The organism is Delftia sp. WSY_16 (assembly GCF_043104415.1).
GTDB classification, from domain to species: domain Bacteria; phylum Pseudomonadota; class Gammaproteobacteria; order Burkholderiales; family Burkholderiaceae_C; genus Comamonas; species Comamonas tsuruhatensis.
The window spans coordinates 19,065-42,820 of sequence record NZ_JBICKS010000015.1 but is presented as its reverse complement, the minus strand read 5'-3'; the positions used below and the strand labels follow the sequence as shown (position 1 = coordinate 42,820).

Here is a 23,756-nt window from a genome sequence, read left to right as displayed (position 1 = left end):
CACGGTGGGCGGGCTTGGCGGGCCTGGTGGGCCGGGTGGACCGGGCGTGTGGTCAGGCCAGCTTGGCCTTGAGCAGCTCGTTGACCTGCGCCGGGTTGGCCTTGCCCTTGGAGGCCTTCATGACCTGGCCGACCAGGGCGTTGAAGGCCTTGTCCTTGCCTGCGCGGTACTGCTCCACGTTGGCCGGATTGGCGGCGATCACCTCGTCGATGATCTTCTCCAGCGCGCCCGTGTCGTTCATCTGCTTGAGGCCCTTGGCCTCGATGATGGCGTCCACGTCCTGGCCCTCACCTGTCCACAGCGCCTCGAACACCTGCTTGGCGGCGTTGTTGGAGATGGTGCCGTCGCCGATGCGCGCGATCAGCGCGGCCAGCTGGGCGCTGGAGACCTTGGCGGCCTCCATGCCGATTTCCTCGGTGTTCAGGCGGCGCGAGATCTCGCCCATGATCCAGTTGCTGGCCAGCTTGGGCGCATTGCAGGCCCGGGCCGTGTCCTCGAAGTAGGCGGCCATGGCCTGGCTTTGCGTCAGCGTGGTGGCGTCGTACTCGGGCAGGCCGTATTGCTCGACAAAGCGCGCGGCCATGGCGCGCGGCAGCTCGGGCATGTCGGCCCTGACCTGTTCCACCCACTCGGGCGCGACCACCAGCGGCGGCAGGTCGGGGTCGGGGAAGTAGCGGTAGTCGGCCGCGTCTTCCTTGGTGCGCATGGAGCGCGTCTCGCCCGTGTCGGGGTCGAACAGCACGGTGGCCTGCTGGATGCGGCGGCCGTCCTCGATTTCCTCGATCTGCCAGCGGATCTCGTAGTCGATGGCCAGCTGCATGTTCTTGAAGCTGTTGAGGTTCTTGATCTCGCGGCGCGTGCCCAGCGGCTGGCCGGGCTTGCGCACGGAGACGTTGGCGTCGCAGCGAAAGCTCCCTTCCTGCATGTTGCCGTCGCAGATGCCGATCCAGGTCACGATCTGGTGCAGCGTCTTGGCGTAGGCCACGGCTTCTTCCGTGCCGCGGATGTCGGGCTCGGTCACGATCTCCAGCAGCGGCGTGCCGGCGCGGTTCAGATCGATGCCCGACTGGCCGATGAAGTCCTCGTGCAGCGACTTGCCGGCATCTTCCTCCAGGTGGGCGCGCACCAGGCGGATGGTCTTCTTCTCGTCGCCGAGGAAGAAGGACACCTCGCCGCCCTGGACCACGGGAATCTCGAACTGCGAGATCTGGTAGCCCTTGGGCAGGTCGGGATAGAAGTAGTTCTTGCGCGCGAAGATGCTGCGCGGCGCAATGTGCGAGCCCAGCGCCAGGCCGAGGCGGATGGCGCACTCGACGGCCTTTTTGTTCATCACCGGCAGCGTGCCGGGCAGCGCCATGTCCACGGCGCAGGCCTGGGTGTTGGGCTCGGCGCCAAAGGCGGTGCTTGCGCGGCTGAAGATCTTGGACTGGGTGGCCAGCTGGGCGTGGGTCTCGAAGCCGATGACGACTTCATAGCCCTGGATGAGTTTCGCGGTCATGGGGTCTCAGATGCCCTTCGGAGCTTGAAGGTGGAAATCGGTGGCCTGCTGGAAGCGGTGGGCGGCGTTGAGCAACTGGCCTTCCTTGAAGTAGTTGCCGATCAGCTGCAGGCCCACGGGCATGCCGGCCTCGCCAAAGCCTGCGGGCACGCTCATGCCGGGCAGGCCGGCCAGCGATGCGGGCAGCGTGAAGATATCGGCCAGGTAGTTGGCCAGCGGGTCGCTCTTTCCGCCCAGCTGCCAGGCCACGGTGGGCGCGGCGGGGCCGGCGATCACGTCGCACTGCTGGAAGGCGGCCTGGAAGTCGTCGGCGATCATGCGGCGGATCTTCTGCGCCTGCAGGTAGTAGGCGTCGTAGTAGCCCTCGGACAGCACGTAGGCGCCGATCATGATGCGGCGCTTGACCTCGTCGCCGAAGCCTTCGGCGCGGGTCTTCTTGTACATGTCCACCAGGTCCGTGTAGTCCTTGGCACGGTGGCCGAACTTCACGCCGTCGAAGCGCGAGAGGTTGGACGATGCCTCGGCCGGGGCCAGGATGTAGTACACGGGAATCGACAGCTCGGTGCGCGGCAGCGAGATCGGCACCAGGCGGGCGCCCAGCTTCTCGTATTCCTTGAGCGCGCCATCCACGGCGGCGCGCACGTCGGCCGACAGGCCTTCGCCGAAGAACTCGGCGGGGATGCCGATGCGCAGGCCTTCGATGCCGTCGTTCAGGCGGGCCGTGAAGTCCTCGGCGGGCACGTCCAGGCTGGTGGAGTCGCGGTCCAGGTCGGGGCCGCACATCTCGGACAGCAGCAGGGCGCAGTCCTCGGCGCTCTTGCCCATGGGACCGGCCTGGTCCAGGCTGGAGGCGAAGGCGATCATGCCGTAGCGGCTGGCGCGGCCATAGGTGGGCTTGATGCCCGTGATGCCGCAAAACGATGCGGGCTGGCGGATGGAGCCGCCCGTGTCGGTACCGGTGACGGCGGGCGCCAGGCCGGCGGCCACGGCCACGGCCGAGCCGCCCGAGGAGCCGCCGGGCACGCGGTCCAGGTTCCAGGGATTGCGCACGGGCGCGGGTGCGTCGAAGCCCACGGGCGCGACGGCCGAGTTCTCGTTGGCCGAGCCCATGGCGAATTCGTCGCAGTTGAGCTTGCCCAGCGTCACGGCGCCGGCCTCGGCCAGGCGGGTGACCACGGTGGCGTCGAAGGGCGAGCGGTAGCCGGCCAGCATCTTGCTGGAGGCCGTGGTCGGGAAGTCGCGCGTGACGAAGATGTCCTTGTGCGCAATGGGCACGCCAGCCAGGCGGCCGCCCTTGCCTTGGGCAATCAGGGCGTCGGCAGCGCGGGCCTGGGCCAGGGTGGCCTCTTCGTCGATGCTGACGAAGGCGCCCAGGTTCTGGTGCGCCTGGGCGCGGGCCAGGAAATGCTGGGCGGCTTCGACGGCGCCGAGCTTGCGCTCGCGCAGCAGGGCCGACAGGGCCGACACGCCGAGCGTGTGCAGATCAGTGGTTTGCTGGGTCATGTATGGGATGCGGAAAACGGGGACGGATGCCAGGGGTCAGGAAGCAGGGCGAGCGACGCCCGGCGCTCACTCGATCACCTTGGGGACCAGGAACAGGCCGCGCTCGACGGCCGGGGCGCTGCGCTGATTGGCGTCGCGCTGGTCGGGCTCGCTGGCAATGTCCTCGCGCAGGCGCAGGGCAATGTCCTGGATGGCGGCGACCGGATGTGACAGCGGGCTGACGCCCGAAGTATCCACAGCCTGCATCTTCTCCACGATGCCGAAAAAGTCATTGAGCTGGCCTAGCATGCGCTCACTCTCTGCGGAAGAGAGCTCGAGCCGTGCGAGGTTCGCGATGCGTGCGATGTCTTGTGCGTTCAGTGCCATAGGAATTTTGAAGGGGGCAACGGGATGTAAACCCGCATTTCAAGCCCCGGCAGTACAAGTTATTCACAGGGGATACGGTATTATCTCGGCTTTGCCGCAAGACCCTCTCCGAGCTGGTCATTGTGCGAAAAGCCAACCCCATCCAGACTCCCTAACTTTCATCCCGGCGATGGCAGGCCGACGAGCATGCCGTGCCTGAGAGGACTCTCGTAATGTTCGGAGCTTTCCGTCGGTATTTCTCCACCGACCTTGCCATTGATCTTGGCACAGCCAACACCCTGATTTTCGCCCGCGACAAGGGCATTGTTCTGGACGAACCCTCCGTTGTCGCCATCCGCCACGAAGGCGGCCCGCATGGCAAGAAGGTGATCCAGGCGGTGGGCCGTGAAGCCAAGGCCATGCTGGGCAAGGTGCCCGGCAACATCGAGGCCATCCGCCCGATGAAGGACGGCGTGATTGCCGACTTCGTCATCACCGAGCAGATGATCAAGCAGTTCATCAAGATGGTGCATCCGCGCTCGGTGCTCACGCCCAGCCCGCGCATCATCATCTGCGTGCCCTGCGGCTCCACCCAGGTCGAGCGCCGCGCCATCAAGGACGCGGCCGAGGCGGCAGGCGCCACCTCCGTCTACCTGATCGAGGAACCCATGGCCGCCGGCATCGGTGCCGGCCTGCCGGTGTCCGAGGCCTCGGGCTCCATGGTGGTGGACATCGGTGGCGGTACCACCGAAGTCGGCGTGATCTCGCTGGGCGGCATGGTCTACAAGGGCTCCGTGCGCGTGGGCGGCGACAAGTTCGACGAAGCCATCATCAGCTACATCCGCCGCAACTACGGCATGCTGATCGGCGAGCCCACGGCCGAATCCATCAAGAAGAACATCGGCTCGGCCTTCCCCGGCTCCGAAGTCAAGGAGATGGAAGTCAAGGGCCGCAACCTCTCCGAAGGCGTGCCGCGCAGCTTCACCATCTCGTCCAACGAGGTGCTCGAAGCCCTGACCGACCCGCTCAACCAGATCGTCAGCGCCGTCAAGAACGCGCTGGAGCAGACCCCGCCCGAGCTGGGCGCCGACATTGCCGAGCGCGGCATGATGCTGACCGGCGGCGGCGCGCTGCTGCGCGACCTGGACCGCCTGCTGGCCGAAGAGACGGGCCTGCCCGTGCTCGTGGCCGAGGAGCCGCTGACCTGTGTGGTGCGCGGCTGCGGCATGGCGCTGGAGACCATGGACCGCCAGGGCAGCATCTTCACCAGCGACTGACGCGGCGCAGGCCGGGGCCCGTTGTCGCGGGCCCGGGCGGCAGCCGACCGACTGCAACGTTTTTCTTCTCCCTTCCGTGGTGACCTGCATGCTTGCCCTGCCTTCCTTCGCACCGGGCCCGGCCCGTGCTTTCCAGGCCGCAGCAAGTGCGGCAGGGCAGGCCCTGCCGCGCGGGAGGGGCGCATGAATCCCAACACCCTGGACCACTCGGCGCCCTCGCTGTTCAAGCGGCGGCCCTCGCGCGTCTCCCAACTGGCCATCTACAGCGCATTGGCGCTGTTTCTGATGGTGGCCGACGCGCGTTTCAGGATCACCGACCCCGTGCGCGTGGCCGTGTCCACCGTGCTGTACCCCGTGCAGTGGGTGATGCTCAAGCCGGTGGAGGCCGTGCACGACGCCAGCCGCTACCTGGGCTCGCTGGACGAGGCCCAGGCCCGGGAGCAGGGCGCGCGCAAGGAACTGGTGGCCATGGCCCAGCGTGCCTCGCTGGCCGACGAACTGATCCAGGAAAACGACCATCTGCGCGAGCTGCTGCAGCTGCGCGACCGCCTGACCACGCCCGGCACGGCGGCCGAAGTGGTCTACGACAGCCCCGACCTCTATACCCGCCGTGTGGTCATCGACCGCGGCCAGGTGGACGGCATCGCCCAGGGCTCGCCCGTGCTCGATGAAAAGGGCGTGGTCGGCCAGGTCACGCGCGTGTATCCGCTGCGTTCCGAGGTCACCCTGCTCATCGACCGCGACCAGGCCATTCCCGTCTTCAACCCGCGCACCGGTGCACGCAGCGTGGCCTATGGCGACCCGTCGCCGCTGCGCACCGGCGGCATCGAGCTGCGCTTCATGCCCAGCAATGCCGATGTGCAGGAAGGCGACCTGCTGACCACCAGCGGCGTCGACGGCCTGTACCCGCCGGGCCTGCCCGTGGCCAAGGTGGTCTCGGTGGAGCGTCGCGCGGACTCGGCCTTCTCCCGCATCTACTGCGAACCCGTGGGCCGCGTGCAGGGCGTGCGCCACGTGGTGGTGCTCAAGCCGCTGGACCGCGCCACGCATCCCGAGGCGGAAGGCGCTGCCGAACCCCTGCGCGCCGGCAAGGGCAAGGAAAAAGACAAGGGCAAGGAAAAAGACAAGGCCAAGGACGGCAAGGGCAAGGAAGCCTCCAAGGACGGCGGCAAGGCCGGTAAGACAGATGCGCCGGCCACGCCTGCCGCACCCGCTGCTCCCGCCGCACCCGCCTCCGCCAGGAAGGAGCCCGCATGATCATGCCGCGCGGCCAGCAGCTGCTGCTGCCGGTCAATCCCCTGTTCATCGTCGTCAGCCTGCTGGCGGCGCTGGCACTCAACATGCTGCCGCTGGGACGCCAGGCCTGGCAACCCGACCTGCTCATGGTGCTGCTGGCCTTCTGGGCATTGAACCAGCCCCAGCGCGTGGGCATGGGCGTGGCCTTCCTGCTGGGCCTGTGCATGGACGTGGACCGCTCCTCCCTGCTGGGCCAGCATGCGCTGGCCTATGCGCTGCTGGTGTTCGCGGCCGGCGCCATGGGCCGGCGCCTGTCGTGGTTCTCCACGCCCGTGCAGGCGCTGCACCTGCTGCCGCTGTTTGCCGTTGTGCACGGCCTGCAGGTGCTGCTGCGCATGGTGGCCGGTGGCATCATGCCCGGCCCGCTGGTGGTCGTCGCGCCTTTGATCGAGGCCCTGCTGTGGCCCCTGGTCAGCGGCCTGCTGCTGGCGCCTCAGCGCCGCCCGCCGGACAGTGACGAGAACCGTCCCCTGTGAGGCTTGACGCGTGATGGAAATCCGCAATACAGAAGCCGAGCTGCAGCGATTCAGGTTGCGCGCATGGGTGATGAGCGTGGTGGTGCTGCTGGCCTTCGGGCTGGTGGTGGCGCGCTTGCTGGTGCTGCAGGTGCAGCGCCATGAGGAGCTGTCCGAGCGCGCCGAAAGCAACCGCACGGCCGTGGTGCCCATCGTGCCCAACCGGGGCCAGATCCTGGACCGCAACGGCGTGGTGCTGGCCACCAACTACTCGGCCTACACGCTGGAGATCATGCCCTCGCGCGCGGGCAACCTTGAAGAGACCATTGACAGCCTGGCCGAGATCGTCGAGATCACGCCGCGCGACCGGCGCAAGTTCAAGCGCCTGGTGGACGACTCTCGCAGCTTCGACTCCCTGCCCATCCGCACGCGCCTGACCGATGACGAGGTCGCGCGCTTTGCCGCGCAGCGCTACCGCTTCCCGGGCGTGGACATCAAGGCGCGGCTGTTCCGCACCTATCCCATGCAGGACACGGCCAGCCATGTCATCGGCTACATAGGCCGCATCAACCAGCGCGAGAAAGAGGCGCTGGAAGACTCCGACGACGCCGCCAACTACCGTGGCACCGACGTCATCGGCAAGCTGGGCGTGGAGCAGAGCTACGAAACCGACCTCCACGGCCAGACCGGCTGGGAGGAAATGGAAACCTCGGCCGGCGGACATGCCGTGCGCAAGCTCGGCAGCCGCCCCGCCACGCCCGGAGACAGCCTGGTGCTGTCGCTGGACATCAAGCTGCAGCGCATGGTGGAGGAGCTGTACGGCGACCGCCGCGGCGCCCTGGTGGCCATCGATCCGCGCAGCGGCGAAGTGCTGGCCATGGTCAGCCGTCCCACCTTCGACCTGAACCTCTTCGTCGATGGCATCGACCAGGAGAGCTGGACCACGCTCAACGAATCCATCAACCGCCCGCTGCTCAACCGCGCGCTGCGGGGCACCTATCCGCCGGGCTCCACCTACAAGCCCTTCATGGCGATTGCCGCGCTGGAGTCGGGCAAGCGCCGCCCCGACACCACCATCATGGACAACGGCAGCTGGACCTTCGGCGGCCACACCTTCCGCTCGGGCCACCCCAACGGGCCGACCAACCTGCGCCGCTCCATCATCAAGTCGTCCAACGTGTACTACTACATGCTGGCCAACGACATGGGCGTGGACATGATCCACGACTACATGAAGCCGCTGGGCTTCGGCCAGCTCACCGGCATCGATGTGCGCGGCGAGGCGCGCGGCGTGCTGCCCAGCACCGAGTGGAAGCGCAACACCTACAAGCGGCCCGAGCAGAAGAAGTGGTACGCGGGCGAGACCATCTCGCTGGGCATCGGCCAGGGCTACAACAACTTCACCATCCTGCAGCTGGCCAATGCCATGTCCACGCTGGCGGCCAAGGGCGTCAAGCACCGCCCCCACCTGGCCGTGGGCCGTGTCGATGCCGTCACGCAGCAGTTCTCGGCCATCAACAAGGACCCAGGCACCAGCATGGGCTACAAGCCCGAGAACGTGGAGGCCGTGCGCGCCGCCGTGGCCGCCGTGACGGTGGAGGGCACCTCGCGCGGCATCTTCGGCAACGCGCCCTACACCTCCACCGGCAAGACCGGCACGGCCCAGGCCGTGGGCGTGCGCCAGAACGAGAAGTACAACGCGGCACGCCTGTCCGAGTTCCAGCGCGACCACTCGCTGTACATCGCCTACGCGCCGGCCGACAACCCCACCATTGCCGTCGCTGCCATCGTGGAGAACGCCGGCTTCGGTGCCGCTGCCGCCGCACCGCTGGCGCGCCGCGTGTTCGACTACTGGCTGCTGGGCCGCTACCCCAGCCTGGAAGACATGGCCGCCATGCGCAAGGGCCAGGCCGGCGTGCCCATAGGCACCCCGCGCCGCGTCTCCGAAATCACGCTGGATGCGGAAACCGTGAACCTGCCCGGCCTGCCGCGCTATGAGCCGCCCGAGGCGCCGGTCCCCGTGCCCGCAGGCCGCCCGGCGGTGCTGCCGCCGCCTTCGGCTGCCGAGCTGGAGGATTGAGGCACGCTTGTGTGCCGCTGCAAGCGGGTCTGAGCCCTGCGCGGCAGATTCAGCGCTGCCAGGGATCGATGACCATGACCCCGCAGTCCGCAAAGTCCCGCACATTGCGGGTGGCAAGGCTGGCTCCCCTTGAGCGGGCGATGGCCGCAATCATGGCGTCGAACTGGCTGATGGGTCTGCCGGACTGCCTTCGGGCCGCAGCGATCTGCGCATCAGCGTCAGCGGCACCGTTGTCGAACTCCAGGACGCGGCCTGCCATATCGATGTCCAAGATGGCCTGCACTGCAGCCAGCAACCCATGCTTGCGCTGTCCCTGCGGCAACAGCAGGACGCCGTACGCAATTCGCCGCGCGTGATGGCTGTGGTGAGCAAACTGGAGCGGGGCCGGCTGGCCAGCCATTCCATGGCGCGCCTGCCGGGATCGGGGCGCAGAGCCTCGGACAGGACGTTGGTGTCGAGAATGATCACCGGCTGGCACCCAGCGGATTGCGAATGGGCTCGCGCTGCGCAAGCACCAGTTCAACGCCGTCCAGGGGCTCGACCCGGGCCCGGATGGAGTCGAACAGTGAATGCCCCTCCGCCGCATTGGCTGCGAGTGCCGCGCGCAAGATGTTGCGGGCCTCTTCTTCCATGGAGTGGCCGTGCAGGTCCGCCTGCAGACGCAGCCGGGCCTGCAGGTCTTCATCCAGATCGTGGATCGTCATGGTAGTCATGGCCAGGCTCCTTTCAGGTCAATGACGCATGGTAGTCATGGACAGGCAAGGCGACAACGGCATGCCCCCTGCGCATGAGGGCACGCAAGGCGACGAATCAGGGCTTCGGCCTCAATGCCCCATGCGACCGATGAATGCCGCGATCCGCTCGCTGGCCGGGTTGCCGAAGAATTCGGCCGGTGGCGCCTCGTGGGCGATGCAGCCCTGGTCGAAGAACATCACGCGGTCGGCGACCTCGCGGGCGAAGCCCATTTCGTGGGTGACCACGATCATGGTCATGCCGCCGCGTGCCAGCTCGCGCATCACGTCCAGCACCTCCTGGACCATCTCCGGGTCCAGCGCGCTGGTGGGCTCGTCGAACAGCATCACCTGCGGCTCCATGGCCAGGGCGCGGGCAATGGCCACGCGCTGCTGCTGGCCGCCCGACAGCTGCCACGGGTACTTGTGGGCGTGGGCCTGCATGCCCACGCGCTCCAGCAGGGCCATGGCCTTGGCATTGGCCTGGGCGCGCGGCGTTTTGTGGATGCGGCGCGGCGCCAGGGTCACGTTGTCCAGCACCGTCATGTGGCCGAACAGGTTGAACTGCTGGAACACCATGCCCACTTCGCAGCGCTGCTTTTGCAGCGTGGCTTCGTTGTCGGTGACTTCGACGCCGTCGATGGTGATGCGCCCGCCATCATGCGGCTCCAGCCGGTTGATGGCGCGCAGCAGCGTGGACTTGCCCGAGCCCGAGGCGCCGATGATCACCGTCACTTCGCCCGTGCAGAACTGCGTGGAAACGCCCTTGAGCACCTGGTGGCTGCCGAAGGACTTGGTGACCTTGTCGGCCACGATGTAGGGCATGCCCCGTGCCAGCTTGTCGGCGCTCATTTGTGGCGGCCCTCCACGTCGAAGCGGTACTCCACGGCAGCCGTGACCTGGGTCACCAGCGTGGTCAGCACCAGGTAGGTCACGCCCACGGTGACCAGGGTCTCCACGGGCTGGAAGGTGGCCGACTGGATGCGGTTGCCCACATTGGTCAGCTCCACCACGCCGATGGCGTACGCCAGCGACGAATCCTTGAGCAGGGCCACGAAGTTGCTCACCAGCGGCGGCAGCGAGATCTTGAAGGCCTGCGGGAACACCACGTCCATGAAGACGCGGCTGCGCGGCAGGCCCAGCGCGCGTGCGGCCTCGGCCTGGCCGCGCGGCACGGCCTGCAGGCCGGCACGCACGGCTTCGGCGTTGTAGGCGCCCACGTTCAGCGCCAGCGCAATGCAGGCGGCGGCGAAGTCGGGCAGGTTCAGGCCCGGGATCAGCACCGGCAGCGCGAAGTAGATGAACAGGATCTGCACCAGCAGCGGCGTGCCGCGGATCGCCCAGACGTAAAAGCCTGCAGCCCAGCGCAGGGCGGCCGTGCGCGAGGTGCGCGCCAGCGCGGCGGCGATGCCCAGCACCAGGCCGGCGGCGCCGCTGGCCAGCGTCAGGTACAGCGTGGTGCGCGCGCCATCGGCGAAGGTGTCGGCATTGGAGCCTATGGGCTCGGGCAGCAGGGACAGCAACTGCCCCAGCAGCGAAACCACGAGCACCATCAGCAGCAGGGCCGTGACCAGGGTGGCGTTGCTGCGCTGCGAGCGGCTCCAGTGGGCGGGCCAGAGGACGGTAAGCATAGGTGGGCTAGAAACAAAAAGGCGCCCTGCAAGTGGGCGCCGGTCGGGCAGATCTGCCCGGGGCCTCAGTCAGGGCAGCGGATGTCTTCGTGGAAATATTTCTGCGACAGCTTGGCGTAGCTGCCGTCGGCCAGGGCGTCCTTGAAGGCCTTGTTCCAGGCGTCGGCCAGCGACTTGTTGTCCTTGGCCACGGCGGCGGCGATGCGCTCGACCAGCAGCATCTCGCCCTGCTTGAGCTGGACATTGGGGTTCTTCTGCTGCAGTTCCTTGGCAATGAAGCGCTCGGTCACCCAGGCGTCCACCCGCTTGGACAGCAGCGCATTGCGCGCGGCCTCGTTCGTGGGGAAGTTGACCAGGCGCTTGATGCCGGTCACGTTCTTCTCCATGTACTGCAGATAGGTGGAGCCGGTCTGCACTGACACCGTCTTGCCCGCCAGGTCCTTGGCCGAACGGATGGCCGGGTCCAGCGACATCACGATGCCGCCCGAGCAGTAGTGGGGCTGGGTGAAGGTCACGGCCTTCTCGCGCTCGGGCGTGATGCCGTGCGAGGAAATCACCAGATCCCAGCGGTCCTGCTGCAGGCCGGTCAGCAGGGCGTCGAAGCTGATGGTCTTCCACTCGTACTTCACGCCCATCTTGCCGGCCAGCATCTGTGCCAGCTCGACCTCGAACCCGGTCAGCTGCTTGCCCTCGAAATGGGCAAAGGGCGCGTAATAGCCTTCGGTGGCCAGGCGCAGCGTGCCTTCCTTCTGGATGGCGTCGAAGGGGCGGGCCTGAACGCCTGCGGCGGTCCACAGGGCCAGCGCGGCGGCGGCGATGACGGTAATGCGTTTCATGGAAGCTCCAGGAGGGCTGTCGCTCAGGACCTGACCCCGGCGCCGCAAGAGGGGGAAAGCGCCAACGCACGGATCGGTGCATGGCCATGGACGGCGGGGCCGATTGCGTGGCTGCGCGGCGGGTCGGGTGCAGCCGCTGGCAGGGGTGCGACATGCACCTGCCGCCGCAGCTCAAGGCGAAAAGTCGGCAATTATAGAAGGTTGCCGTCGCCGATGCCGATGGCAGGTGTTGCGGATGCCGCTGGCCTGCGTGCTCAGGCGATGAAGGCGTCGTAGCCGGTCTTGAGGATCAGCAGGCTCACCACGCCGATGAAGATGCCCCGCACGAAGCCCGTTCCATGGCGCAGGGCCATGTGCGTGCCCAGCATGGCGCCCAGCACGTTGGCCACCGCCATGGGGACGGCCAGGTGCCACCAGATATGGCCCTTGAGCGCGAACAGCGCCAGCGCCGCCAGGTTGGTGGCCATGTTCAGCAGCTTGGCCGAGGCCGAGGCGTTCAGGAAGTCATAGCCCATCAGCCGCACGAACAGGAACACGAAGAAGCTGCCCGTGCCGGGGCCGAAGAACCCGTCATAGAAGCCGATGGCCAGGCCGATGGCGCAGGCGATCAGCGTCTCGGCGCGGCCCGAATAGCGCGGCGTGTGGTTGCGGCCCATGTCCTTGCGCGCCAGCGTATAGACCAGCACGCCCAGCAGCACCAGCGGCAGCAGCTGGCGCAGGAAGTCGGGGGAGATCTGAGTGACGGCCCAGGCCCCCGCAAAGGAGCCCGCCATGCCCACGCAGGCGGCCGGCATCATCGCGCGCCAGGGCAACTGCACCTTGCGGCCGTACTGCCAGGTGGACATGGCCGTGCCCCAGACGGAGGCGCTCTTGTTGGTGCCCAGCAGGGTGGCCGGTGGTGCGGTGGGGAAGGTGGCGAACAGCGCGGGCAGCAGGATGAGGCCTCCGCCGCCCACGATGGCGTCCACGAAGCCGGCCAGCATCGAGGCCAGCGAGACGATGATCCATTCCATAGGGCGGCGATTGTCGCATCGCCACGGTGCCGCATCAGGCTGGCCGCAGGCATAAAAAAAGCGCCGGACTTGCCGGCGCTCTGGGAAATGCATCTTGGGATGCTATTTATGAATGTTGATCTGGTTGTGTACGAGTTGTCTCCTCGGCCCCTCTTGTGCAGCACTGTGGTACCGCGAGAGTGGATGGACTTTAATGGCCGCACCTGGGTGGTGCATCGGGGATTTCCCGCAGTTGCCGCGAAAGTGCGGGATTGCACCAGCAAGGGGCTGGGACGATGATTGCCGGTTGCCGGACGTTCAGCGCATGCGCAGCACCAGCTTGCCGAAAGCACCCCGCTCCAGATGCTCCAGGGCTGCCGGCAGATCGGCCAGCGCGTATTCGCTGTCGATCACAGGTTGCAGCTTCAGCCAGTCCACGGCACGCACCAGATCCTGCAGCGCACGCCGGTGTGCCACGCCGATGCCCTGAACGGTGGCGCGCCCCAGCAGCAGCGGATAGACCGAGCCGCGCAGCTCGTCGCCCTGCAGATTGCCGATCACCGACACGCGGCCTCCCTGTGCCAGGGCCGATAGCGAGCGGCCGAAGTTATCCCCCCCGGCCAGTTCCAGCACATGGTCGGCGCCGCGTCCTCCCGTGAGGGCGCGCACCTCGGCGGCCCAGTCCGGCGTGCGGTGGCGGTGGATGCCGTGGTCTGCACCCAGCTGTGCAGCCCGCGCCAGCTTGTCGTCGCTGCCCGAAACCACCACCACGCGCGCACCCTGGGCATGGGCGATCTGCATGGCGAACAGCGCCACGCCGCCTGTGCCCATGATGACCACGGTGTCGCCGGGCCGCGTGGGCGCGGACTCGGCCAGCGCGAACCAGGCCGTTGCGCCCGCGCACGTCAGGGTGCTGGCCTGCGCAAAGTCCAGCTGACGGGGCGCGGCGACCAGGTTGTCTTCGCCCAGCACCACGTATTCCGACAGCATGCCCGGCCCGGGCGAGCCCAGCGGCAGGCTGGTGCGCGGCTGCACGCCGTCCTGCCAGCCGCAGAAGAAGGTGCTGATCACGGCGTCGCCAACCGCGAACTCCGCGACGCCCGGGCCGATGGCGACCACCTGGCCAGCCATGTCCGAGCCGGGCACCAGGGGCAGGGCCGGCCCCATGCCCATGCCGTCGCGCAGGATCAGCAGATCGCGGTAGTTCAGCGATGCCGCATGCACACGCACCAGTACCTGGCCCTGCCCGGGCTCGGGAATGGGGACTTGCACCAGCTGCAGGTTTTCATGGCCCAGGGTGGGCAGTTGCCATTGCTGCATGAATGGGGAAGACGCAGGCACGGTCATGGAAGGCGGTCCTTTCGAGGCAGATATCAAACAGGACTTCAGTCTATTGATTCCTCCATAATTGCATTGATTCAATTGAGGCTATGGTTTGTAGAATTTATGGAACCAATTGCAAATGACAGGCTGGCAGGCGTCAGCGCTTTCGTCGCCTCGGCCGAGGCCGGCAGCTTCGCCCAGGCGGCCGAGCGCCTGGGCCTTACGCGCTCGGCTGTTGGCAAGGCCGTGGCGCGGCTGGAAGAGCGCCTGGGCGCGCGGCTGTTCGTGCGCACCACGCGCAGCCTGGGGCTGACCGAGGACGGCCAGATGTTCTACGAGCGCTGCGCGCAGGCGCTGGAGGACCTGGATGCCGCCCGGCACATGCTGGAAGCCGGGCGGCGGGAAGTGGTGGGCCGGCTGCGCATCAGCGCACCCGTGGTCTTCGGCCGCCACCACGTGGCTCCCTTGCTGCTGGAGCTGGCGCAGCTGCATCCGCGCCTGCGCATCGAGGCCAGCTTCACCGACCGCCAGCTGGACTTCGCCGATGACGGCATCGACCTGGCCATACGCAGCGGGGAACTGTCTGACAGCGACTGGCTGGTTGCGCGGCGCCTTGGCATGCAAACCATGGTGCTGTGCGCATCACCCGCCTATCTGCAGGTCCATGGCGCGCCGCGCAGCGTGGCCGACCTGGCCGGACATCGCTGTATTGCCTATATGCGCAGTGGCCGCGCCGCCCCCTGGGGGCTGGCCGGTGAGGATGGATCGCTGGCCGCGCCCGTGCTGGAGCCGGCGCTGGGCTTTGACGACATAGAAACCATCGCCACGGCCACGCTGCAGGGCGCGGGCCTGGCCCACATGCCGCTGTGGCGGGTGCGCAGTGCGCTGGACAGCGGGGCGCTGGTGCGCCTGCTGCCCGACGTGCCGGCCGCGCGCATTCCCCTGCATGTGCTGTGGCCGCGCACGCGCTTTCTGCCCTACCGGCTGCGCGTGACCATCGATGCGCTGCTGGCGGCGATTCCGCCGCTGCTGCAGGAGCAGTCCTAGGCGGCCAGCGCAACGGCCGGTTCCGTGCTCTGCCGTGCCGGCTCCTGGCCCCGGCCCTGCCTGTCCGCAAGAATCCAGCCGGCGGCCTTCTCCGCCATCATCAGCGTCGGGCTGTTGGTGTTGCCACTGGTGATGCGCGGCATGGCGCCTGCATCGATCACGCGCAGGCCCTGTACGCCGCGCACGCGCAGGCGGCTGTCGAGCACGGCCATGGGGTCGTCGGCGCGGCCCATTCGCGTGGTCCCCACCGGGTGGAAGATGGTGGTGGCAATGTCGCCGGCCAGGCGGGCCAGGTCCTCGTCGCTCTGGTATTGCACGCCGGGCTTCCATTCCTCGGGGGCGAAGCGCGCCAGTGCGCTCTGGCCGACGATGCGGCGCGTCACGCGCAGGCTGTCGGCGGCCACCTGCCGGTCCTCGGGTGTGGACAGGTAGTGCGGCGCAATGGCCGGCGCCTGGCGGAAGTCCCCGCTGTGGATGCGCACCGTGCCCCGGCTGGTGGGGTTGAGGTTGCAGACGCTGGCCGTGAAGGCCGGAAAACCGTGCAGCGGCTCGCCGAAGGCGTCCAGCGACAGCGGCTGCACGTGGTACTGGATATTGGGGTGCGCCTTCTGGGGGCTGCTGCGCGTGAAGGCGCCCAGCTGCGAGGGCGCCATGCTCATGGGGCCGCTGCGGCGCAGCAGGTACTCCAGGCCGATGCCGGCCTTGCCCCACAGCGAATTGGCCATGGTGTTGAGCGTGCGCGCGCCCTTGATCTTGTAGACCGAGCGGATCTGCAGATGGTCCTGCAGGTTCTCGCCCACGCCGGGCAGGTCGTGGCGCACGGCGATGCCGTGGCCTTGCAGCAGCGCCCCCGGGCCTATGCCCGACAGCTGCAGGATCTGCGGGGAGTTCACGGCGCCCGCGCACAGCAGGACCTCCTGGCTGGCCTGCACATCGACCATTTCCGAGCCGGTCCAGACCTGGACGCCGCTGCAGCGCAGGCCGCCGGCGGGCAACTGCTCGAACAGCAGCCGGCTGACCTGGGCATGGGTCCACAGCTCGAAGTTGGGGCGGCCATAGCAGGTGGGCCGCAGGAAGGCCTTGGCGGTGTTCCAGCGCAGGCCGCCCTTCTGGTTGACCTCGAAGTAGCCCACCCCCTCGTTGCTGCCGCCGTTGAAGTCCTCGGTGGCCGGAATGCCGGCCTGCTGGGCGGCTTCGGCAAAGGCATCCAGGATGTCCCAGCGCAGGCGCTGCCGCTCCACGCGCCATTCGCCGCTGCCGCCTGTGCCCGTGCCGCCGTGCAGGGCGCGAAAGCGCGCATCGGCGTTGCCCCCGGCGTCCAGCCGCCAATGGCTTTCATGCTGGCGAAAGGCCGGCAGCACCTGGTCCCAGCGCCAGGCGTCGTCGCCGGTCAGCTCGGCCCAGCCGTCGTAGTCGCGGGCCTGGCCGCGCATGTAGATCATGCCGTTGATGCTGGAGCAGCCGCCCAGCGTCTTGCCGCGCGGATAGCGCAGGCTGCGGCCGTTGAGCCCTTCGTCGGGTTCGGTCTGGTAGAGCCAGTCGGTGCGCGGATTGCCGATGCAGTACAGGTAGCCCACGGGGATGTGGATCCAGTGGTAGTCGTCCTTGGCGCCCGCCTCGATCAGCAGCACGCGGCTGCGGCCGTCGCGCGAGAGCCTGTTGGCCAGGAGGGCGCCTGCCGTGCCGGCGCCGATGACGATGTAGTCGAAGGTGGTATTGCTCATGGAGATGGGCGGGCGTCCGCTGCGGGCCGGAACGTCCTTGGGAGCCGGGGTTGGTGCTTCGGCCCATTGTGCGGACGGCATGCGCACTGTCGAGAGGGAAAGCGCGCTGGACTCCTTTTTTCGCAGCAGCGCATGCAGCAGCGATGGCGGTCCCGCTGGTTTTTTGATAAAAATTGCACGCGTAGGGCAAAGCCGTCGCGCACACGGCGTTGCGGGGCAATCTGCGGGCCGCGCCGCTCGGTTATCCTGCGGTCTTGGCGGGCGTGCCACCGTGCCTGCCCACGCGCCTCGGCCCCGCCTTCGCAACCCCCAAGGACTTCGTGCACTTGTCTGCCCTCAACAATCCCCCCCAATGCAGCCTGCGCCGTGACAACGACGGCCAATGGGCGTTGCTGACCGGCTCCTGGGGCGCGGCCGAGCTGGGCCGGCGGGCGCAATGGCGCAGGCTGCGTGCACAGCTGGCCGACGCCAAGGGCGATGACCTGGGCTGGAACCTGCAAGGGCTGGACTGGCTGGACCACGTGGGCGCGCAACTGCTGTGGAACCACTGGGGCCGTCGCCTGCCCGCGCGTCTTGCGGCCAGCGACGCGCAGCGCGCCATGCTCGACCGCGTGGCCCGTTTTTCCAAGGAGCCTGCACCGCCGGCCCCGCGCCTGAGCCTGCTGGAGCACATCGACAGCCTGGGCTGCCTGGTCATCAACGCCTGTGGCCATTTCGCACAGCTGACGCGGCTCATCGGCCAGTTGCTGATCGACCTGGTGCGCTTTGCGCGTGCCCCGCACCGGGGCCCCTGGCGCGACATTTCCGGCCACCTCTACTCCATGGGTGCCACGGCCCTGCCCATCACGGCCCTGGTGGGCTTTCTGATCGGCGTGGTGCTGGCCTACCTGATGGCGCTGCAGCTGCGCCAGTTCGGGGCGGAATCCTTCATCGTCAACATCCTGGGCATCTCGCTGATCCGCGAGCTGGGTCCGCTGCTGGCGGCCATCTTGGTGGCGGGCCGCACGGGCTCGGCCATCACCGCCCAGATCGGCGTGATGCGCGTCACCGAAGAGCTGGACGCCATGCAGGTCATGGGCATACCGCACGGCTTTCGCCTGGTGCTGCCGCGTGCGCTGGCGCTGGCCATTGCCATGCCCCTGGTCTCGCTGTGGACCACGCTGGCTGCGCTGGCCGGCGGCATGCTGGCAGCCGACCTGACCATGGGCGTCACGGGCGCCTACTTTGCCGAGGCGCTGCCTGCCGCCGTGAAGATCGGCAACCTCTGGATCGCCATGGGCAAGTCCGTGGTCTTCGGCGCCCTCATCGCCTTGATCGGCTGCCACTGGGGCCTGCGCGTGGAGCCCAATACGCAGAGCCTGGGCAAGGGCACGACGGCCTCGGTGGTGTCGGCCATCACCATGGTCATCGTGGTGGATGCGATCTTCGCAATCCTTTTCAAAGATGTCGGAATCTGATGGCCATGGACACCGAAACCTCCTCCACGCCCGCAGCCGACGAGCCCATCGTGCGCATCGCCGGGCTGTGGAGCGTGTTCGGCGAAGGCGAGAACGCCTTTGCCGTGCACCAGGACCTGGACCTGGATGTGCAGCGCGGCGAGATGCTGTCCATCGTCGGCGGCTCGGGCACGGGCAAGACCGTGCTGCTGCGCCAGATGCTGGGGCTGCTGGAGCCCACCAAGGGCCGTGTCGAAGTGCTGGGCCGCCCGGCCAGCGAAATGGGCCGCGAGGGTGCTGCCAGCCGCGTGGGCATGCTGTTCCAGCACGGGGCGCTGTACTCGGCCTTCAGCGTGCTGGACAACGTGGCCTTCGCGCTGCGCGAGCAGGGCACGCTGCCCGACGAACTGGTGCGCGACGCGGCCCTGGTCAAGCTGCAGATGGTGGGCCTCAAGCCCGAGCATGCCTCGCGCATGCCGGCCGATCTCTCGGGCGGCATGATCAAGCGCGTGGCGCTGGCGCGGGCGCTGATCATGGACCCGCCCCTGCTGCTGCTCGACGAGCCCACGGCCGGCCTGGACCCCACCAGCTCCGACGAATTCTGCGAACTGCTGCGCGAGCTGCGTGCCGAGCTGGGCCTGACCGTCATCATGGTCACGCACGACCTGGACACGCTGTTCGCACTGTCCTCGCGCGTGGCCGTGCTGGCCGAGAAGAAGGTGCTGGTCAGCGGCCCGCCGCGCGAGGTGGCCGAGTTCAAGCATCCGTTCATCGAGCATTTCTTCCAGGGCGAGCGCGGCAGGCGCGCGATGAGCACGGTATGAGAAGCCCCCCTGAGTCGCTTCGCGCCTTCCCCCCTCTCGCTTTGCGGGGGGGGACGACACCCTCGCGGCGGGGCGGCCCTTGCCCGGTGTCCCTCGCCTTCGGGCACGCCGGTTTTGAAGGCCTCGCCCTGAGTTGTGAATTGTCTGGGGGCCGCGGCCCCATGCCTTGTTTGCTGGGCTAACGTTATGGACCATTGATATGGAAAACAAATCACATGCCATGGCGGCCGGCATTTTCGTGCTGGTCGTGGCGGCCCTGCTGGCGGGGCTGGCGATCTGGCTGACGCGCGATACGCGGCAGTACAACGAGTACGAGCTGTCCACCAAGGATGGCATCAGCGGCCTGCAGGCCCAGGCCGCCGTGCGCTACAAGGGCGTGGCGGTGGGCAAGGTCACGCGGATCGGGTTCGATCCGCAGACCAATGGCAATGTGCTGATCCGCATCGCCATCGGTGTGAACACGCCCATCACGCCCACCACGTTCGCCGTGCTGGGCTACCAGGGCGTCACGGGCCTGGCCCATGTGCAGCTGGACGACGCGGACCAGCCGCAGCCCCAACTGCCACCGGGCCCCAGCGGTCTGCCGCGCCTGCCGCTGCGCTCTTCGCCCCTGAGCATGCTGGCCGACCAGGGGCAGGTGCTGCTGGAGCGCGCCGATGAAATCTCGCGCCGCCTCAGCGACATGCTGGACACCGACAACCAAAAGCGCGTGAGCCAGGCGCTGGAGAACATTGCTGCCGCTGCCGCAGGCGTGCAGCAGCTCACGCAGAACCTGGACCGCACGCTGTCCACCCAGGTGCCGCAGCTCGCCGCCGACGCCCACAACACCCTGCAGTCGCTGGAGAAGGCCAGCAACGGAGCCGCCGCCGTGGCGTCCGAGCTGCAGCAGACCGTGCGCCGCGTGAACGCGCAGGACGGGCCGCTGGAGCAGATCGCCCAGAGCACGCGCGCACTGACCCGCATGGCCGATTCGCTGGGCCGCAGCACGGTGCCGCACGCCAACCGAGCGGCCGATGATGTCTCGCGCGCCGCGCGCCAGATGGGCACGGCGGCCAGCCGCTTCAGCGACAACCCGCAGGCCGTGATCTACGGGCCGGGCCAGGCCCGTCCGGGGCCGGGCGAGCCCGGCTTCGTCGCCCCGTCTGCAGCCACCCAGCCCTGACCGAGGAACCCGCATGTCCCCATCTCGCAAGACCGCCGTGGCCAGCGCTGGACTGGCCGCCGCCCTGATCCTGCTGGCCGGCTGCTCGGCCCTGCCGCAGCCCCCCGCCCAGCCCGCGCGCTATGACTTCGGCCTGGCGCCGCTGTCCACGCCCGCGCAGTCCGCCACATCCGCCGCCCCGCAGGCACGCACGCCGCTGGCGCTGGCCGATGTGGAGGCCCCCGCCCTGTCCGACGGCAGCACGGCCATGTTCTACCGCCTGGCCTATGCCAACGGCCAGGAACTGCGCCCCTACCAGCTGGCGCGCTGGAGCCAGCCTCCTGCACTGCTGCTGCAGCAGCGCCTGCGCAGCCAGCTGGGCCTGCAGCGCCCCGTGCTGGCCAGCAGCGAAAGCGTGGCCCAGCCGCGCCTGCAAGGCGCCGTGCCCACGCTGCTGCGCGTGGACATCGAAGAGTTCAGCCAGGTCTTTGACGCGCCCGGCTCCAGTGCCGGCGTGGTGCGCCTGCGCGCCACCCTGGTCGAGCAAAGCGGTGCTGTGGACCGCCTGCTCGGACAGAAGGTGTTCGAGGTGCGCAGTCCTGCAGCTTCGGGCGATGCGGCGGGCGGCGCCCAGGCCCTGGCCAAGGCCACGGATGCGGCCATTGCGCAGATCGATGCGTGGCTGGGGCAGCAGGGGCACTGAGCTGCTGCTGGATTTCCAGCCCATCCATTCTCTTGAGAACGGCTGGTGGGTGCATTGCATCCGCTGGCCGTTTTTTGTTTTCGGCAACTGGCTCTGCAAGCAAGTGGACTTTTTCTGCCCCTGCCGGATGGTTGCTTTTCGAGGCCGGGTCTCGGCCCGGCAGCCGACTGCCCTTTTCTTGATTCGCCAAGAAAGGTCAGATCACGAAGCAAGCCTGTCCTTCGGCAGGCTTGCAACCCCGCAACCGCCACGGCGCAGGCGCGGACATACGGGGAAAAGGCCGGGTACTCAGGGCAGGGGCGGGCCGCGCCTGACCCAGCGCTTCCCGCGCGTCCGTCAGGGGCTGTAGTCCCGATCCCACCGTCTCGGCTGCCCCTGGGACGACCGTCAACACTAGGTCCAGACTACGGCGCGCGGCGCGCAGGTTTTTTACAGTGAAACCGTCGCTGATGCAGATCGCGGCTTTGAAAAAACAAGGCCTGATTGCACGGCACGACTTCAACATCACTGAAAGGAACAAGCCATGAATGAAGACCGCATCAAGGGCAACTGGAAGCAATTCACCGGCAAGATCCGTGAGCAATGGGGCAAGCTCACCGATGACGATCTGGACGTGATCGCCGGCAAGCGCGAGCAATTCCTGGGCAAGCTGCAGGAGCGCCAGGGCCTGGCCCGCGACGCTGCCGAAAAGCAGCTGACCGACTGGCAAAAGCGCAACCCCGACTTCCGCTTCGAAGACTGACGAGGGTGGACTGCGGATGGGCTGGTCGCCCTGGCCGGCGCCCCCATCCGCTCCTCGACAGCCGGCATGCCCCCAGGGCATGCACCCAAGGCCCGCCGCCGCAGGCACCAAGGGCCACCTCAGTACAAATACAAGGAGTTCCATCATGCAAACACCGCAACGCTTTCGCCACATGCTGTCCGCCGTCGCCCTGGGCCTGATGGCCTCCGGCGCCATGGCCATGACCAATGCCGAGCACACGGCCGCCAAGAACCAGATCGAGGCCGACTACAAGGCTGCCAAGGAACAGTGCAAGCCGCTCAAGGACAACGCCAAGGACGTCTGCGAGAAGCAGGCCAAGGGCCAGGAAAACGTCGCCAAGGCTGAACTGGAATCGCGCCGCAATCCTTCGCCCAAGAACAGCGAAAAGGCACTCAAGGCCAAGGCTGATGCGGACTACGACATCGCCAAGGAAAAGTGCGATGACCTCAAGGGCGACGCCAAGGACGTCTGCGTGAAGGATGCCAAGGCTGCCCATGTGCGTGCCGTCGAAGCCGCCAAGGTGAACAAGGCCCAGGCCGAACCTGCCGCCAACTCTGCCGCCAAGGCCGCCAACGTGGCCGAGACCCGCAAGGACGCTGCCGAGGAAACCCGCGAAGCCGACTACAAGGCTGCCAAGGCCCGTTGCGACACCATGAGCGGTGACGCCAAGGATGCCTGCGTGGCGGATGCCAAGCGTAAATATGGACAGTAAGCTCCCCCTGAGCGGCTGACGCCGCTTCCCCCTCTCTACCCGCTTCGCGGGGGAGGGGGACGGCGCCCTCGCCGCGAGGCGGCTCTTGCTTGGCGTCCCTGATGTTGGGGCGTGCCAGTTTTATCCGCCTTGACCAAGCCCCGCTCGCGGGGCTTTGCTGTTTTCGGGTTGGCTGATGTGGGTCAAACGGGTTGGGCGGTGCTGTTCCTAAGCTGCAGTCTTTCATGATGAAGGCAGGAGAAGCATATGGCCGTGCTGGAATGGAGCGGAGCGCTGGCATTGGAGTTGCCGGCCATGGACGAGGTGCACCAGGAGTTCGTGCTGCTGCTGGCCGAGGTGGAGGCGGCCGATGATGCGCAGCTGTGCGTGCGCTGGGACGAGCTGATCGCGCATACGCAAGTGCACTTCGACCAGGAAGACCGCTGGATGCAGTCCACGCGGTTCACCAGCACCAATTGCCACAGCCTGCAGCACAAGGTGGTGCTGCAGGTGATGCGCGAGGGGGCGGCCAAGGCGGCAGCGGGGGATCTGGCCGTGATCCGCAGCATGGCGGGCGAGCTGGCGGCCTGGTTCGTGCACCATGCGCAGACCATGGATGCGGCGCTGGCCCTGCATCTGCGCAGTGCGGGCTTCGATCCCGCCACGGGCTCGCTGGCCCACCCCGAGGCCTTGCCCGAGCAGCCCATCACGGGCTGCGGCGGTGCCTGCGACGGCAGCGTCGACCGCGCGCGGGCCGTGCCGGCCTGATCCGGCGGGCCTTCAATCGGCCAGCCAGCCCGCTCAGGGCACGATCGCGGGCGAGGCCAGGATGGGGAAGATCTTCACCAGCCCGCCCGCCATCACCTCCACGGCCAGGGCCGCGAGGATCAGGCCCATGAGCCGCGTCATCACGTTGATGCCGGTCTTGCCCAGCACGCGCGCAATCGGGTCGGCCAGCGAAAAGCAGACCATCACCACCAGCGCCACCACCACGCCATAGCCCACCAGCGCCAGGTGCTGCCAGATGGTGCGTGCCTGGTCGGCATAGATCACCACGGTGGACATGGAGGCCGGCCCCGTCAGCAGCGGAATCGTCAGCGGCACCACGGCAATGCTGTTGCCCATGGCGGCCTTTTCCGCGCCTGCCGCCAGCGTGGGCGCGTTGGGCCGTTCCTCGGCCGGGCGGGCGTTGAGCATGTTCATCGCGCTGATCAGCAGCAGCAGGCCGCCGCCCACCTGGAAGCTCTGCAGCGAGATGTTGAAGAAGTCCAGCACCTGCAGCCCGATGATGGCGCAGGCCGCGATCACGCAGAACGAGGCCAGCGCCGCCGTGCGAATGGTCTGCTGGCGCTGCTGGGCGCTGAATCCCTCGGTGTAGTGGATGAAGAAGGGGACGATGGCCAGCGGGTTGATGATGGCTACCAAAGTGATCAGCGGTTTGAGGTCCATGGTTGCCTTGG

Annotated in this window: 24 protein-coding genes; 12 read left to right on the top strand and 12 right to left on the bottom strand. The window is 67.8% G+C overall.

What is annotated here, in order from left to right:
• Positions 1 to 52: 52 nt before the first annotated feature.
• The 3 genes from gatB to gatC form a co-directional block, all read right to left on the bottom strand.
• Complete coding sequence (gatB, locus tag ACF8O7_RS07370; protein WP_392442911.1) at positions 53 to 1,498, bottom strand: Asp-tRNA(Asn)/Glu-tRNA(Gln) amidotransferase subunit GatB; 1,446 nt, start codon at positions 1,496 to 1,498, stop codon at positions 53 to 55.
• 6 nt (positions 1,499 to 1,504) lie between these two features.
• Complete coding sequence (gene gatA / locus ACF8O7_RS07365; RefSeq protein ID WP_016448551.1) at positions 1,505 to 3,001, bottom strand: Asp-tRNA(Asn)/Glu-tRNA(Gln) amidotransferase subunit GatA; 1,497 nt, start codon at positions 2,999 to 3,001, stop codon at positions 1,505 to 1,507.
• A 66-nt stretch (positions 3,002 to 3,067) separates the two neighbouring features.
• Positions 3,068 to 3,367: an Asp-tRNA(Asn)/Glu-tRNA(Gln) amidotransferase subunit GatC gene (gene gatC, locus ACF8O7_RS07360; RefSeq protein WP_016448550.1), complete on the bottom strand. Its 300-nt coding sequence runs from the start codon at positions 3,365 to 3,367 to the stop codon at positions 3,068 to 3,070.
• A gap of 212 nt (positions 3,368 to 3,579) precedes the next feature.
• Here gatC and ACF8O7_RS07355 point away from each other — a divergent pair, with 212 nt between their 5' ends.
• The 4 genes from ACF8O7_RS07355 to mrdA all read left to right on the top strand — a co-directional run bounded on the left by ACF8O7_RS07355 (position 3,580) and on the right by mrdA (position 8,454).
• Entirely contained in the window at positions 3,580 to 4,623 is a 1,044-nt protein-coding gene (locus tag ACF8O7_RS07355) for a rod shape-determining protein (protein ID WP_012202293.1), read from the top strand.
• A 183-nt stretch (positions 4,624 to 4,806) separates the two neighbouring features.
• Positions 4,807 to 5,880, top strand: a complete 1,074-nt coding sequence (gene mreC / locus ACF8O7_RS07350) for a rod shape-determining protein MreC (protein ID WP_016453589.1) — start codon at positions 4,807 to 4,809, stop codon at positions 5,878 to 5,880.
• Positions 5,877 to 6,395 (top strand): rod shape-determining protein MreD, encoded by a 519-nt coding sequence (mreD, locus tag ACF8O7_RS07345; RefSeq protein WP_016448548.1) that lies wholly within the window; start codon positions 5,877 to 5,879, stop codon positions 6,393 to 6,395. Before mreC ends, mreD begins: the two co-directional genes overlap by 4 nt.
• Positions 6,396 to 6,408: 13 nt before the next feature.
• Positions 6,409 to 8,454, top strand: a complete 2,046-nt coding sequence (gene mrdA / locus ACF8O7_RS07340; RefSeq protein ID WP_046240293.1) for a penicillin-binding protein 2 — start codon at positions 6,409 to 6,411, stop codon at positions 8,452 to 8,454.
• Positions 8,455 to 8,503: 49 nt separating this feature from the next.
• Here the strand turns inward: mrdA and ACF8O7_RS07335 are convergent, their stop codons facing one another.
• The 7 genes from ACF8O7_RS07335 to ACF8O7_RS07305 form a co-directional block, all read right to left on the bottom strand.
• Entirely contained in the window at positions 8,504 to 8,854 is a 351-nt protein-coding gene (locus tag ACF8O7_RS07335) for a PIN domain-containing protein (RefSeq protein ID WP_227472516.1), read from the bottom strand.
• 64 nt (positions 8,855 to 8,918) lie between these two features.
• The gene (locus ACF8O7_RS07330; protein WP_126311663.1) at positions 8,919 to 9,167 is read right to left on the bottom strand and encodes a plasmid stabilization protein; all 249 of its coding nucleotides are present in this window, start codon (positions 9,165 to 9,167) and stop codon (positions 8,919 to 8,921) included.
• 111 nt (positions 9,168 to 9,278) lie between these two features.
• On the bottom strand, positions 9,279 to 10,037 hold the full coding sequence (locus tag ACF8O7_RS07325) for an amino acid ABC transporter ATP-binding protein (protein WP_016448544.1): 759 nt from the start codon (positions 10,035 to 10,037) through the stop codon (positions 9,279 to 9,281).
• Complete coding sequence (locus tag ACF8O7_RS07320) at positions 10,034 to 10,816, bottom strand: amino acid ABC transporter permease (protein ID WP_016448543.1); 783 nt, start codon at positions 10,814 to 10,816, stop codon at positions 10,034 to 10,036. Before ACF8O7_RS07320 ends, ACF8O7_RS07325 begins: the two co-directional genes overlap by 4 nt.
• Positions 10,817 to 10,881: 65 nt before the next feature.
• The gene (locus ACF8O7_RS07315; RefSeq protein ID WP_277849272.1) at positions 10,882 to 11,652 is read right to left on the bottom strand and encodes an ABC transporter substrate-binding protein; all 771 of its coding nucleotides are present in this window, start codon (positions 11,650 to 11,652) and stop codon (positions 10,882 to 10,884) included.
• 254 nt (positions 11,653 to 11,906) lie between these two features.
• Positions 11,907 to 12,665 carry a TSUP family transporter gene (locus tag ACF8O7_RS07310; RefSeq protein ID WP_141832744.1) on the bottom strand — a complete coding sequence of 253 codons (759 nt, stop codon included), beginning with the start codon at positions 12,663 to 12,665 and terminating at the stop codon, positions 11,907 to 11,909.
• Positions 12,666 to 12,962: 297 nt separating this feature from the next.
• Positions 12,963 to 13,991 carry an NAD(P)-dependent alcohol dehydrogenase gene (locus ACF8O7_RS07305; protein ID WP_227472517.1) on the bottom strand — a complete coding sequence of 343 codons (1,029 nt, stop codon included), beginning with the start codon at positions 13,989 to 13,991 and terminating at the stop codon, positions 12,963 to 12,965.
• 99 nt (positions 13,992 to 14,090) lie between these two features.
• Here ACF8O7_RS07305 and ACF8O7_RS07300 point away from each other — a divergent pair, with 99 nt between their 5' ends.
• Positions 14,091 to 15,014 (top strand): LysR family transcriptional regulator, encoded by a 924-nt coding sequence (locus ACF8O7_RS07300; RefSeq protein ID WP_016448539.1) that lies wholly within the window; start codon positions 14,091 to 14,093, stop codon positions 15,012 to 15,014.
• Here the strand turns inward: ACF8O7_RS07300 and ACF8O7_RS07295 are convergent.
• Positions 15,011 to 16,738: a GMC family oxidoreductase gene (locus ACF8O7_RS07295; protein ID WP_392442905.1), complete on the bottom strand. Its 1,728-nt coding sequence runs from the start codon at positions 16,736 to 16,738 to the stop codon at positions 15,011 to 15,013. The genes ACF8O7_RS07300 and ACF8O7_RS07295 overlap by 4 nt on opposite strands.
• Positions 16,739 to 17,064: 326 nt before the next feature.
• On the opposite strand from ACF8O7_RS07295, the gene ACF8O7_RS07290 reads away from it, so the two are divergent.
• From ACF8O7_RS07290 to ACF8O7_RS07260, 7 genes are all read left to right on the top strand, one after another.
• Complete coding sequence (locus ACF8O7_RS07290; protein WP_016448537.1) at positions 17,065 to 18,195, top strand: ABC transporter permease; 1,131 nt, start codon at positions 17,065 to 17,067, stop codon at positions 18,193 to 18,195.
• On the top strand, positions 18,195 to 18,998 hold the full coding sequence (locus ACF8O7_RS07285) for an ABC transporter ATP-binding protein (protein WP_016448536.1): 804 nt from the start codon (positions 18,195 to 18,197) through the stop codon (positions 18,996 to 18,998). The genes ACF8O7_RS07290 and ACF8O7_RS07285 overlap by 1 nt, the downstream gene beginning before the upstream one ends.
• Positions 18,999 to 19,197: 199 nt before the next feature.
• Complete coding sequence (locus tag ACF8O7_RS07280) at positions 19,198 to 20,160, top strand: MlaD family protein (RefSeq protein WP_016448535.1); 963 nt, start codon at positions 19,198 to 19,200, stop codon at positions 20,158 to 20,160.
• 13 nt (positions 20,161 to 20,173) lie between these two features.
• A complete protein-coding gene (locus ACF8O7_RS07275; RefSeq protein ID WP_016453581.1) occupies positions 20,174 to 20,842 on the top strand; it encodes an ABC-type transport auxiliary lipoprotein family protein in 669 nt (222 codons plus the stop codon).
• A gap of 523 nt (positions 20,843 to 21,365) precedes the next feature.
• The gene (locus ACF8O7_RS07270) at positions 21,366 to 21,584 is read left to right on the top strand and encodes a CsbD family protein (protein ID WP_012202308.1); all 219 of its coding nucleotides are present in this window, start codon (positions 21,366 to 21,368) and stop codon (positions 21,582 to 21,584) included.
• A gap of 145 nt (positions 21,585 to 21,729) precedes the next feature.
• Positions 21,730 to 22,317, top strand: coding sequence for a hypothetical protein (locus ACF8O7_RS07265; RefSeq protein WP_016448533.1), 588 nt, complete (start codon positions 21,730 to 21,732; stop codon positions 22,315 to 22,317).
• A 246-nt stretch (positions 22,318 to 22,563) separates the two neighbouring features.
• Positions 22,564 to 23,064, top strand: a complete 501-nt coding sequence (locus ACF8O7_RS07260; protein WP_126311665.1) for a hemerythrin domain-containing protein — start codon at positions 22,564 to 22,566, stop codon at positions 23,062 to 23,064.
• Positions 23,065 to 23,097: 33 nt separating this feature from the next.
• Here the strand turns inward: ACF8O7_RS07260 and ACF8O7_RS07255 are convergent, their stop codons facing one another.
• Positions 23,098 to 23,745 carry a MarC family protein gene (locus ACF8O7_RS07255; RefSeq protein WP_016448531.1) on the bottom strand — a complete coding sequence of 216 codons (648 nt, stop codon included), beginning with the start codon at positions 23,743 to 23,745 and terminating at the stop codon, positions 23,098 to 23,100.
• Positions 23,746 to 23,756 lie beyond the last annotated feature (11 nt).

Excerpts from the sequence above, each read along its gene's own strand:
- gatB (WP_392442911.1), bottom strand. The coding sequence starts at position 1,498 with ATGACCGCGAAACTCATCCAGGGCTATGAAGTCGTCATCGGCTTCGAG.
- gatA (WP_016448551.1), bottom strand. The coding sequence starts at position 3,001 with ATGACCCAGCAAACCACTGATCTGCACACGCTCGGCGTGTCGGCCCTG.
- gatC (WP_016448550.1), bottom strand. The coding sequence starts at position 3,367 with ATGGCACTGAACGCACAAGACATCGCACGCATCGCGAACCTCGCACGG.
- ACF8O7_RS07355 (WP_012202293.1), top strand. The coding sequence starts at position 3,580 with ATGTTCGGAGCTTTCCGTCGGTATTTCTCCACCGACCTTGCCATTGAT.
- mreC (WP_016453589.1), top strand. The coding sequence starts at position 4,807 with ATGAATCCCAACACCCTGGACCACTCGGCGCCCTCGCTGTTCAAGCGG.
- mreD (WP_016448548.1), top strand. The coding sequence starts at position 5,877 with ATGATCATGCCGCGCGGCCAGCAGCTGCTGCTGCCGGTCAATCCCCTG.
- mrdA (WP_046240293.1), top strand. The coding sequence starts at position 6,409 with ATGGAAATCCGCAATACAGAAGCCGAGCTGCAGCGATTCAGGTTGCGC.
- ACF8O7_RS07335 (WP_227472516.1), bottom strand. The coding sequence starts at position 8,854 with ATGGCTGGCCAGCCGGCCCCGCTCCAGTTTGCTCACCACAGCCATCAC.
- ACF8O7_RS07330 (WP_126311663.1), bottom strand. The coding sequence starts at position 9,167 with ATGACTACCATGACGATCCACGATCTGGATGAAGACCTGCAGGCCCGG.
- ACF8O7_RS07325 (WP_016448544.1), bottom strand. The coding sequence starts at position 10,037 with ATGAGCGCCGACAAGCTGGCACGGGGCATGCCCTACATCGTGGCCGAC.
- ACF8O7_RS07320 (WP_016448543.1), bottom strand. The coding sequence starts at position 10,816 with ATGCTTACCGTCCTCTGGCCCGCCCACTGGAGCCGCTCGCAGCGCAGC.
- ACF8O7_RS07315 (WP_277849272.1), bottom strand. The coding sequence starts at position 11,652 with ATGAAACGCATTACCGTCATCGCCGCCGCCGCGCTGGCCCTGTGGACC.
- ACF8O7_RS07310 (WP_141832744.1), bottom strand. The coding sequence starts at position 12,665 with ATGGAATGGATCATCGTCTCGCTGGCCTCGATGCTGGCCGGCTTCGTG.
- ACF8O7_RS07305 (WP_227472517.1), bottom strand. The coding sequence starts at position 13,991 with ATGACCGTGCCTGCGTCTTCCCCATTCATGCAGCAATGGCAACTGCCC.
- ACF8O7_RS07300 (WP_016448539.1), top strand. The coding sequence starts at position 14,091 with ATGGAACCAATTGCAAATGACAGGCTGGCAGGCGTCAGCGCTTTCGTC.
- ACF8O7_RS07295 (WP_392442905.1), bottom strand. The coding sequence starts at position 16,738 with ATGAGCAATACCACCTTCGACTACATCGTCATCGGCGCCGGCACGGCA.
- ACF8O7_RS07285 (WP_016448536.1), top strand. The coding sequence starts at position 18,195 with ATGGCCATGGACACCGAAACCTCCTCCACGCCCGCAGCCGACGAGCCC.
- ACF8O7_RS07280 (WP_016448535.1), top strand. The coding sequence starts at position 19,198 with ATGGAAAACAAATCACATGCCATGGCGGCCGGCATTTTCGTGCTGGTC.
- ACF8O7_RS07275 (WP_016453581.1), top strand. The coding sequence starts at position 20,174 with ATGTCCCCATCTCGCAAGACCGCCGTGGCCAGCGCTGGACTGGCCGCC.
- ACF8O7_RS07270 (WP_012202308.1), top strand. The coding sequence starts at position 21,366 with ATGAATGAAGACCGCATCAAGGGCAACTGGAAGCAATTCACCGGCAAG.
- ACF8O7_RS07265 (WP_016448533.1), top strand. The coding sequence starts at position 21,730 with ATGCAAACACCGCAACGCTTTCGCCACATGCTGTCCGCCGTCGCCCTG.
- ACF8O7_RS07260 (WP_126311665.1), top strand. The coding sequence starts at position 22,564 with ATGGCCGTGCTGGAATGGAGCGGAGCGCTGGCATTGGAGTTGCCGGCC.
- ACF8O7_RS07255 (WP_016448531.1), bottom strand. The coding sequence starts at position 23,745 with ATGGACCTCAAACCGCTGATCACTTTGGTAGCCATCATCAACCCGCTG.